Here is a 9,081-nt window from a genome sequence, read left to right as displayed (position 1 = left end):
ATCTGCAAAAGTTTTATACATATGAAGAACTGGAACAAGCAATCGATGAATACATAGTTTTTTATAATACAAAAAGGCTACAGAAAAATTTAAAAGGTCTGACTCCAATTGAATATCGAAATCAGACCTTATCGGCTTAAATTTTAATTTTTTAATCTGTCTACTTGACAGGGTGCAGTTCATTATTGCAATATTATTTACTTTCAATATATTTAAGTAAGTTTTCTATATTTTTACTATCTAAAGATATATCTCCTATATTTGAATGACTTGATATATTAAAATCATGAAAATCTGAACCACTAGTAATTAAAAGTTTATTTTGTTTGCACATATCTATAAATTTATCAGTGTCCCGCTGTGTATTTAAACCATATATAGCTTCCATGCCATCAAATTTAAAATCACTTAACAAATCTTGAACATTTGTCTTTTTTATAAGTACTGGGTGGGCTAATACTATAGTTGCATTATTATTTCTTAATAAGTCAATTCCCTCTTGTACAGATAAAATAGAGCTTGGAATATATGCTGGACTATCATTCCCCAAATATTTTTTAAAAACATCTTCTATATTTGTTTCATATCCCGACTTAATAATTTCTTTTGCGATATGAGGTCTACCGATCATTCCTTTATTTTTTGAGAGTACATCTTCCCCATTAATTTCTATATCAAAATATTTTTTCAAACTGCTTACAATTGTTTTGCAACGGCTTATTCTATCTTGTTCTTTTATCTTTGCAAATTCAAGCATTTCTTTTTTTCTACAATCTTTATCTTTAAAATAACCTAATATATGAATATCTTCACCATTATGTTTTGTAGATATCTCAATGCCTGTTATCACTCTTAATTCTATCATTTTCCCATACTCTATAGCTTCACTACATCCTTCTAATGTATCATGATCTGTTATTGAAATTATATCATAATCATTTTTTTTATATAAATCTAAGAGCTCTCTAATAGCAAACTTCCCATCTGAAAAATTAGAATGAATATGAAAATCTCCTTTATTAAACATAAATCCACTCCTTTTTTTATAAAGCCTTAATCTCCTACAGACATTATTATTTCGAAATGTTAGACTATATTGAATCAATTATATCATATTTTAGCAACATTTTTTTATAAAAATTTCATCAATTATGACATTTATCCTTTCATAAAGTCTTATTAGAATATAATAAGAAGTTGAACGATACTTAAAAATCATTAATTTTAATATGAGAGGGGGTTTTTGTGCTAAAAAATTTGAGGAATTATATTATCCATGTTATTATGTCCACTTACTATTGGAGTATTAGCAGATGATAATGTTAATTCATCATCCAAATAAATTACTTCTTTGAAAAAAACACCAATAATACTATACTTGAAAATAGTGGCTAAGAAAAATTATTAAATATTATAAAAGTAATAACTGAAAATAAATCGGACGATTTATTAAAATCCTAAGAAATTGTTGATGTTAATATAAAAAAGATACTTCTATTAAATTGACATAAATCAGATTTTATTAAGTAACTTGCAAAAATTAATTGAATGTAAAACATACTTAACAATGTAATATAATTTTGCAATATATGAATTTTTATAATTATCGTCTCTTGAGATGCTTTAAAGGTAAAATATAAATGTCTGGGGGGGAATTATTATTACTCCCTCGACTTTATATTTATTATTAAAACAAATCACAACTAAAAATCAGATTGTCCTAATACATAACATTTTATTTAGACACCTTTTTTAAATAAATTCTTGATATTTTATATTATCCAAAATTCCACTCTTGCTTATATCTCTATAAAAAAAATCTAAATATATAAGCAAAGTATTACTATAATTATTCTTTTTTGTTTTAATTCCATTTCTTTTATATGACAACTTGTCTAATTTTTTCAAAAAGATGTAAGTTAAACATTAATATTTAACCTACATCTAAAGAAATTATTTTAAACTACTATATTATTGTGCAATTTTTATTTGATCCAAGCTCCATTAGCACCTAATTTATATCCATCAATTGTGATATTAGAAGCCATTACCCCTTGAGAATCTAAATAATACCAAATTCCATCTACTAATTGCCATCCTGTTTTCATAGCTCCATCAGGTCCCAAATAGTACCATTTTGAATTATTGCTTAACCATCCAGTAGCCATGTTTCCATCTGCTTGTAGATAATAACTTTTTCCTAAGTTTCTATCAAAAAACCAATTATTTTTTATCGGGTTACCAATAGCATCATTATATTGCCATTTTCCATTAGCTTGTACCCATTGATTTGCTGTAGCAATAGTACTTACTACATTAGTTATTACAGTACTATCTGTTACTGATGTTTCAGTAGTTTCTTCTACAATTTCACTACTTGTATTAGTTAAATCTTCATCATCATATTCTAATTCTATTGTATATTCGCCTATAACATCATCATCTTCATCATATGTTATATCCGAATCTGGTTCCTCGCTATATATTCTTACGGTAAGAACTTTATCTCCTGCTATAGAAATACTATCCCCTGGATCTATACCTTTAGCCGAATCTGATGTTGACTTAAACACCTTAACATAGCTAGCATCAGGACCTTCTGTTTCAATTTCAACCTCATCTGATGAAGTTCTAGCATAGTAAGTATAGCCTTCCTTTACTTCATCACCATCTGCCTCCTCGTCATAATTGTCATCTTCATATAATTTTATAGTATCACCATCTGCATTAGATAATTTTAAGCTATCTAATGTATCTTCGTCATTTTCATCATCGTCGTCATCACCTATATATTCCACTTTGACTTCATATTCATTATAGTTAGAATCATCATAGTCATCATAAGCCTCTTCATATATTCTTACTTTAAGTGTTGTTGTGTCTGATGAAAGTGAAATATCATCTCCTATTTCATAAGCTGTTTCAGAGGTTCCTTTAAATATTCTCACATTATCTTGATCTGCACCATCAATTTCATCAATATGAACTGTATCTGATGAAGTTTCTGCATAATAAGTATTACCTTCTTCTACTTCATCACTGTCTATCTCTTCCTCATAATCATTATCCTCATAAAGATCTATACTGTCATCATCTTCATCTAACAATTCTAAACTATCTAATGTATCAGCATCATCAGATGATGCATATGCCTTTGTAGTAAATAAATTGAAATTTGTAGCAGGTACAACTGCTGAAATACCACTAATTGCCAATGCCATTGCGACTATTCTTTTTATATTTTTATTCATTAATACATTCCTCCACAATTAACCTTATGTAGTTAATTTATCATATAAACCTGTACGTTTCCTTAACTAATATTTTTTAACATTATCGATATATTTTGTTGAAATATTTCGATAATTATTTGTTAAATGACCAACAAAATAAAGGAGTAAAAACTTATATACAGAAACTATGACTTTATTACTGAATCAAAATATATGTATATGTGTAAGATTAATTACAAATTTATAAATAAAAAACACTGTAAATTCATTTCTGAATAATACAGTATTCCAACTTAGATATTTGTTATATAAATTTTTATTAAATAGAACTATATTTATAAAATATATCTTTAATATCATTTGATGGTATTTTAACATCTAGTTTTAAATCAATTTCACCATCTGTTAGCAAATCAAAACTTTTAAATTCAAACATATATAAATCTCTTTACTTTTAATACGACTTACAATTATAAATATATAGCATACATTGAAAATTTAACATCGGTCAATTTTCAAACAATCTCTTATTATTTGCTGCATCAAATCTAACCTATTCAAATATGATATTTATTGAAAATGAATTTGTAATATTTAGATAGGTTATTTATATTAATTTATAAAGTCGAAATTATGCTAATATCTAATAGCAACTATACAGATGTTTTTTTCTCAACAGGAATCCATATTTCACAAAAACAATTTTCCTTATTTTCTTGTGAATACAATTCAAAATCAATATCATCAATCATATTATATTCTGAACCTGGAAGAAACTCTGATAAGATTTTTCCCCATGTTTCCTCTATACATTCTACATTTTCACCTATACATTTAAATACAGCCCACAATGTGTGTTTTACTTCCCATATTGTATATCCCTCAGGTACATTACCACCACTAAATTCCATACCAATTCCATAATCAAAATGTGTGCTTTCCTTTGATATAGGTGCACAAGCTCCATAAACATCATGTTTACTAGTGTTTTGTTTTAACACATCAAATATTCCATTTTTACCACTTTCGTTCCAAAAGTCTGGTATTTCAGTATTTTTCTCTTCTGAAATTGATTCATTTCTAAACTTTTCAACCTTAGCTAATAATTTAAATGGTTGTCTTTTTTCAATTCTGTAATCCATAACAGTACCACCTTCCAATTTAATCTTAATAAGAAGGCGATTAAAAGATTTTAACTTTATGCCTGCACGTTTTGCAACATTAGGGGTAATACCATGGAATCTGGAAAATGCCTTTGTAAAACTTTCAGGCGATTCATAGCCATATTTTAATGCAATATCAATTACCTTAACATCTGATATAGATAGCTCTTGACCTGCCATGGATAATCTTCTATTCCTAATATACTCATTTGCTGTAATCCCAGTTATTAAACTAAATGTTCTATGAAAATAATAACTTGATACATAAATATGCTTTGCAACATCTTCATAAGTAATTTCTCCTAATATATTCTCTTCCATATAATCTATTGCTCTTTGTAAGTTTTGAATAAAATCCATTTTTCTCACCTCCATTTATAAATTTTACTAAAATATAAATGTTATTTCCTATCCTGCCTTGCTTGGATTTGTCTAATCAAATACTATATTAATTTTAATTAAGAATAAATTGCCTAATAGTATCAAACATTTTTAGTTCTACATTTTTATCTTCTCTAGTTTTTTTATATTACCTTCAAATTATTTTTATCATATAATTCTGTTGTAAATATTTATCTATTTTTCACTGTTCTCTAATTTTATATTTTCCCTAAAATAAGATTTTATTTTATATAAATTATTCTCTACTTCTTTCACAATAAATGCCCTCATATTAATCAATTTATTTTTTATACTCTTGCTAATTGCATTCTTTTCTAATGTATGTCCTTTTGTCTATAACCTAGTTATATATATCTTTGTATCGTAAATTTTCAAAATTTCTTTGCAAGTTTACAATATCTCTAGACTACTGGCGGCTTCTTTTTATTAATGCACTTACCTTTGTATCTACCCAGCTAAATAACTACCGTTACTTATTAGTAGTTTAGTTAACTTATAGTATATTCGTCATTATTATATAAAAAATGCAGCCAATTTAATGACTGCATCCCATATAATTTTAATGGAGAGAAAATTATATGGAGTATTTGGATAAATGGGTATCCACATCTTTTGTATATTTATATATTAATATATTTCTACAAAATATTCCATATTATTTTATTATATTTAATAATTATTTTTCGACAATGCAATAAAACATAGATTAAATCTTTAAATTGAATCTATATTTTATGAAAATAATAATCTCCAGCTTGTTTTCTAATTGCATTTTATATAATATATGTTTTTTTATTAAATTAATATTTTACTAAATGCATAATTAATAGAATCTCTTAAACAATCAAATTGCATTTCATCCATTGTTATAGAAGGTTCATCTTTGACTAAATATTCGTCTAACTTACAATTTATTAATATTGTTTTTTTAATTTCACTGCTCAATTCTCGCTTTTTATGCTGCATAATTTTCACTTCATTATTTTGAGTATCTACACTATACATTATAAAAATATCTGACTTTCTACCTGGAAATATTATAGTATTTTCTCCTTCTATAAATTCAACATGATTGTCAGTGTCTTGATTCTTAAATAGATTATTCATTAAATTTACTATATTTTTTATTTCTTCCTCTACTTTTTCCTTAGTAATTTTTAGAGGACATAAACTATGTACATAATTTTCAATCCATAGATTTTGATTACAACCCATATCATCACCTCTTTCTATATATTAATTATACAAAAATAGTGATATTCCTTCTACCTATTACAAATAAATATATAATGAGTTATTAGTTAATATGTATTTTTGTAGTATGAAAATATTTAAAATCATTTTCTCATCATCTCTATCTTAAAATATTTTCCTTTTTTGCCTGCATTAGTAAAATTAGATTTATTTATTCTTATTGGTATTACTGGTTGTCTATAAAAATCCATTGCATCACCTGTAATTTGACACCCAAGGCTTTTCAACATATTTACGATTATATTTAATCTCTTCAACTCGCAAGTTAAAAATCTCTGTTCTTTTCTAATCATTTCTTCTTTATCCATATTGAAGCATCTTTCTATAATAGTTGATAATATCAATCATTATATTTTATTTTTATATAAGTTACAAGCGCAATTTAATCTGGCTATAAAAGAAATAATGTAATTAATAAAGAGATAATCGAAATAGTTTTATTTTATTATCACATTTTGTTGAAATATTTCATAAATTATTTATTAAGTGACCAACAAAATAAAGGAGCAAAAACTTATGTACAGACACGATGACTGTATGTGTAAACCACATGATTACTCTATGAGCGAATCAAAAAAGATGTATATGTATAAAGAAAAAGATGATTATATGTATAAGGAAAAAGATGATTATATGCATAAATCAAAAGATATGTATATGTGTAAGGAAAAAGATGATTGCATGCATAAATCAAAAGAATATGCACGCGCATATATATTACCTCAAAAATATGAAAATTTGTTTTCATGCAAAGAAGGATTTTTAATGGGAACAATCTTTAAAGATCTTTATAGACCATATCATGATCATAAACATGATCATGACTGCAAAAAAAATAAATGTTAGAGGTGATTTATTATGTGTCCATGTAATGATAGCTTAATAAATATAATGATGTATCAGTTTTGTGCTGTAGACCTTAACTTATACCTTGATAATTTTCCTAATGACAAAAATGCTAGAGAAGATTATGACAAAGTATCTTGTAAATTAACTAGCTTAGTTCATGACTATGAAAAAGCTTTTGGCCCATTAACAAACTTTGGTTCTGCTTTTGTAGAAAACCCCAAAGCATGGGTTGAGCAACCATGGCCATGGGAAAATTATTAATAGGAGGAGTAAAAATTCATGTGGTATTATGTAAAAACCTTAGAATATCCAGTAAATCTTAAATGTAAAGATCTTAATATGGCAAAATATTTAATAACTCAATATGGTGGTCCGGATGGAGAATTAAGTGCTGCCCTTAGATATTTAGATCAACGTTATACAATGCCAACTGGTAAGGCTAAAGCAATTTTAACTGATGTGGGAACTGATGCTCCAATGACGTAAAGGTAAAAACAATATCCATAAATATTACTAGAAGAAAAAACGAACATAATTAATTACTAATTATTTTATCCTTAATACACTTATTTTAATAAGTAATATGAATAATTACAAAATAACCCACATCTTTCAATACACAACAATGTAAATTATAACGAACTAGTATCAAATTTTAGACTATTATTTTTTGATTTAATAATTTATTATGTAATAACCTTGTGCATGTCCTAACTCATGATTGAAGTCGCGAATATATGGACATGCTATTTACACTCTAATATTCTAAAATCATTTTTCTTAATTTAAAAAGATCTGCTGTATTAATTCTTGTGTCCTTATTTATATCTGAATTTAATTTATTTATATTACCTGTTCCTTCAAATACATATTTTTGTAATGCCATATAATCTAACATATCAACTTTTTTATCTCCATTCACATCCCCATATAGAATTGTTGACATGTTTGAATTAGTTGAATTTATAAAATCAACTAATTCTTTCGCAACCTCAATGTTTGTTTCTACTCGTGGATGTGTACTGCAACTTTGACTGAATTTATGGAAAAAGACTTTATTATCTCCAGATGAATTTAGTGTACTAACAGCAGATGAAACATAATTGAGCATAGTTTGATCTTGTCCTGCCCCCATTGGTCCTGCAACACAGAATATTAAAGCATTTGGGTATTTTTCTCTGATATTCTTAATAAATTTTACATATTCACTAGTAAAATCTCCTACAATACCACAAGATTTATCGTTTTCACCCAAATTAACAACGACATAATCTGCTTGCCATGAATTATAATCCCAAGGAGTACTATTGGGGTCATAGGCAATTCTATCCCAAATTTGAGGCATGCTATATGGTTGGAAACCATGAGTAAGACCTATACCACTCACAGCAGTACACATATATTCTGCATTTAACTCTCTTGCAGTGATTGCTGAATATGACATATAATTATTGTGTGTATAATAATTACTCCATTGGTCATAACCAGTATCTTCATCACAAGCACCAACAGTAATTGAATCACCATAAAACTCAATTTGTAATTTTTTTGTTTCATTAAATGGAGCAAGTTGTTTTCCACTGTCTAGAATAAACCCTTTAAAATTAACAGCCCCAATTCCAGCTTCAGTACGTTTAAAAATTTCAACTGAATGAATTTTATCTTCCATTCCTGATGCTAGAGTATATAGGTTATCCCCGTTGAGACATTTAATAACAGTTAATTTATTATCGATAATTACATTTAAGTAATTATCAGAACTGTTTTCTAACTGCATTTTTAATGAAGTCCCTTCAAAGTTTGCCTTAATTATAGATCCTTCCCATAGAAGCTTTACTGCTTGAGGATTAGATTTATCAATTCTGCCTTCATAATGCAACATGTTATTAGTTGGACTAATAATCGTATCACTTGTAGCTGATGCTTGTGTATTGCCAAAAGTGAATAAAATCATTACAGTAATAACAAATGATAATCGGATATTTTTCTTTTTACTCATTATCTTACGCCTCCTTATCTTTTCTTATATTTTACCATATTTTACACAATATATATAGTTACTATAATAGTGCAAAAATGCTTGAATAATTTTACAACTGAATAAAAATAAAAAAACATTTATGATAAATCCTTGTTATAATTGAGTTACCACACAACAATGATAGCAAGGAGCTATACAT

9 protein-coding genes and 1 pseudogene are annotated in these 9,081 nt (G+C 26.7%); 4 read left to right on the top strand and 6 right to left on the bottom strand.

The features are described from left to right. The first annotated feature begins 2 nt into the window (after nucleotides 1-2). The gene (locus tag CLPUN_RS02500) at nucleotides 3-140 is read left to right on the top strand and encodes an IS3 family transposase (protein WP_077845801.1); all 138 of its coding nucleotides are present in this window, start codon (nucleotides 3-5) and stop codon (nucleotides 138-140) included. Between the two features lie 53 nt (nucleotides 141-193). On the opposite strand, the gene CLPUN_RS02495 is transcribed toward CLPUN_RS02500, so the two are convergent. The 5 genes from CLPUN_RS02495 to CLPUN_RS02475 all read right to left on the bottom strand — a co-directional run bounded on the left by CLPUN_RS02495 (nucleotide 194) and on the right by CLPUN_RS02475 (nucleotide 6,360). Further along, nucleotides 194-1,027, bottom strand: coding sequence for a PHP domain-containing protein (locus CLPUN_RS02495; RefSeq protein WP_077845799.1), 834 nt, complete (start codon nucleotides 1,025-1,027; stop codon nucleotides 194-196). 958 nt (nucleotides 1,028-1,985) lie between these two features. Further along, nucleotides 1,986-3,251 carry an N-acetylmuramoyl-L-alanine amidase family protein gene (locus CLPUN_RS02490; RefSeq protein ID WP_077845798.1) on the bottom strand — a complete coding sequence of 422 codons (1,266 nt, stop codon included), beginning with the start codon at nucleotides 3,249-3,251 and terminating at the stop codon, nucleotides 1,986-1,988. Nucleotides 3,252-3,886: 635 nt separating this feature from the next. Then, nucleotides 3,887-4,756, bottom strand: a complete 870-nt coding sequence (locus CLPUN_RS02485) for an AraC family transcriptional regulator (protein WP_077845797.1) — start codon at nucleotides 4,754-4,756, stop codon at nucleotides 3,887-3,889. A gap of 837 nt (nucleotides 4,757-5,593) precedes the next feature. After that, a complete protein-coding gene (locus tag CLPUN_RS02480; protein ID WP_077845796.1) occupies nucleotides 5,594-6,013 on the bottom strand; it encodes a hypothetical protein in 420 nt (139 codons plus the stop codon). A gap of 122 nt (nucleotides 6,014-6,135) precedes the next feature. Then, entirely contained in the window at nucleotides 6,136-6,360 is a 225-nt protein-coding gene (locus tag CLPUN_RS02475; protein WP_077845795.1) for a hypothetical protein, read from the bottom strand. A 349-nt stretch (nucleotides 6,361-6,709) separates the two neighbouring features. Between CLPUN_RS02475 and CLPUN_RS29520 the strand changes: the two genes are divergently transcribed. The 3 genes and pseudogenes from CLPUN_RS29520 to CLPUN_RS02460 form a co-directional block, all read left to right on the top strand. Further along, nucleotides 6,710-6,898, top strand: a complete 189-nt coding sequence (locus CLPUN_RS29520; protein ID WP_423237274.1) for a spore coat associated protein CotJA — start codon at nucleotides 6,710-6,712, stop codon at nucleotides 6,896-6,898. Nucleotides 6,899-6,910: 12 nt separating this feature from the next. Beyond that, the gene (locus CLPUN_RS02465) at nucleotides 6,911-7,162 is read left to right on the top strand and encodes a spore coat protein CotJB (RefSeq protein WP_077845794.1); all 252 of its coding nucleotides are present in this window, start codon (nucleotides 6,911-6,913) and stop codon (nucleotides 7,160-7,162) included. A gap of 18 nt (nucleotides 7,163-7,180) precedes the next feature. Next, nucleotides 7,181-7,372: pseudogene (locus tag CLPUN_RS02460) on the top strand (manganese catalase family protein); the annotation flags it as partial. 286 nt (nucleotides 7,373-7,658) lie between these two features. Here CLPUN_RS02460 and CLPUN_RS02455 read toward each other — a convergent pair. After that, entirely contained in the window at nucleotides 7,659-8,900 is a 1,242-nt protein-coding gene (locus CLPUN_RS02455) for a dockerin type I domain-containing protein (RefSeq protein ID WP_077845792.1), read from the bottom strand. Nucleotides 8,901-9,081: the final 181 nt, after the last annotated feature.

The organism is Clostridium puniceum (genome assembly GCF_002006345.1).
Classification (GTDB): domain Bacteria; phylum Bacillota; class Clostridia; order Clostridiales; family Clostridiaceae; genus Clostridium; species Clostridium puniceum.
Note: the sequence above shows the minus strand (reverse complement) of the source record. Positions and strands in the feature narration are given on the sequence as shown.

What these genes read in the sequence shown, in the direction of transcription:
- CLPUN_RS02495 (WP_077845799.1), bottom strand. Translation starts at nt 1,027, where the DNA reads ATGTTTAATAAAGGAGATTTTCATATTCATTCTAATTTTTCAGATGGG.
- CLPUN_RS02490 (WP_077845798.1), bottom strand. Translation starts at nt 3,251, where the DNA reads ATGAATAAAAATATAAAAAGAATAGTCGCAATGGCATTGGCAATTAGT.
- CLPUN_RS02485 (WP_077845797.1), bottom strand. Translation starts at nt 4,756, where the DNA reads ATGGATTTTATTCAAAACTTACAAAGAGCAATAGATTATATGGAAGAG.
- CLPUN_RS02480 (WP_077845796.1), bottom strand. Translation starts at nt 6,013, where the DNA reads ATGGGTTGTAATCAAAATCTATGGATTGAAAATTATGTACATAGTTTA.
- CLPUN_RS02475 (WP_077845795.1), bottom strand. Translation starts at nt 6,360, where the DNA reads ATGGATAAAGAAGAAATGATTAGAAAAGAACAGAGATTTTTAACTTGC.
- CLPUN_RS29520 (WP_423237274.1), top strand. Translation starts at nt 6,710, where the DNA reads ATGTGTAAGGAAAAAGATGATTGCATGCATAAATCAAAAGAATATGCA.
- CLPUN_RS02465 (WP_077845794.1), top strand. Translation starts at nt 6,911, where the DNA reads ATGTGTCCATGTAATGATAGCTTAATAAATATAATGATGTATCAGTTT.
- CLPUN_RS02455 (WP_077845792.1), bottom strand. Translation starts at nt 8,900, where the DNA reads ATGAGTAAAAAGAAAAATATCCGATTATCATTTGTTATTACTGTAATG.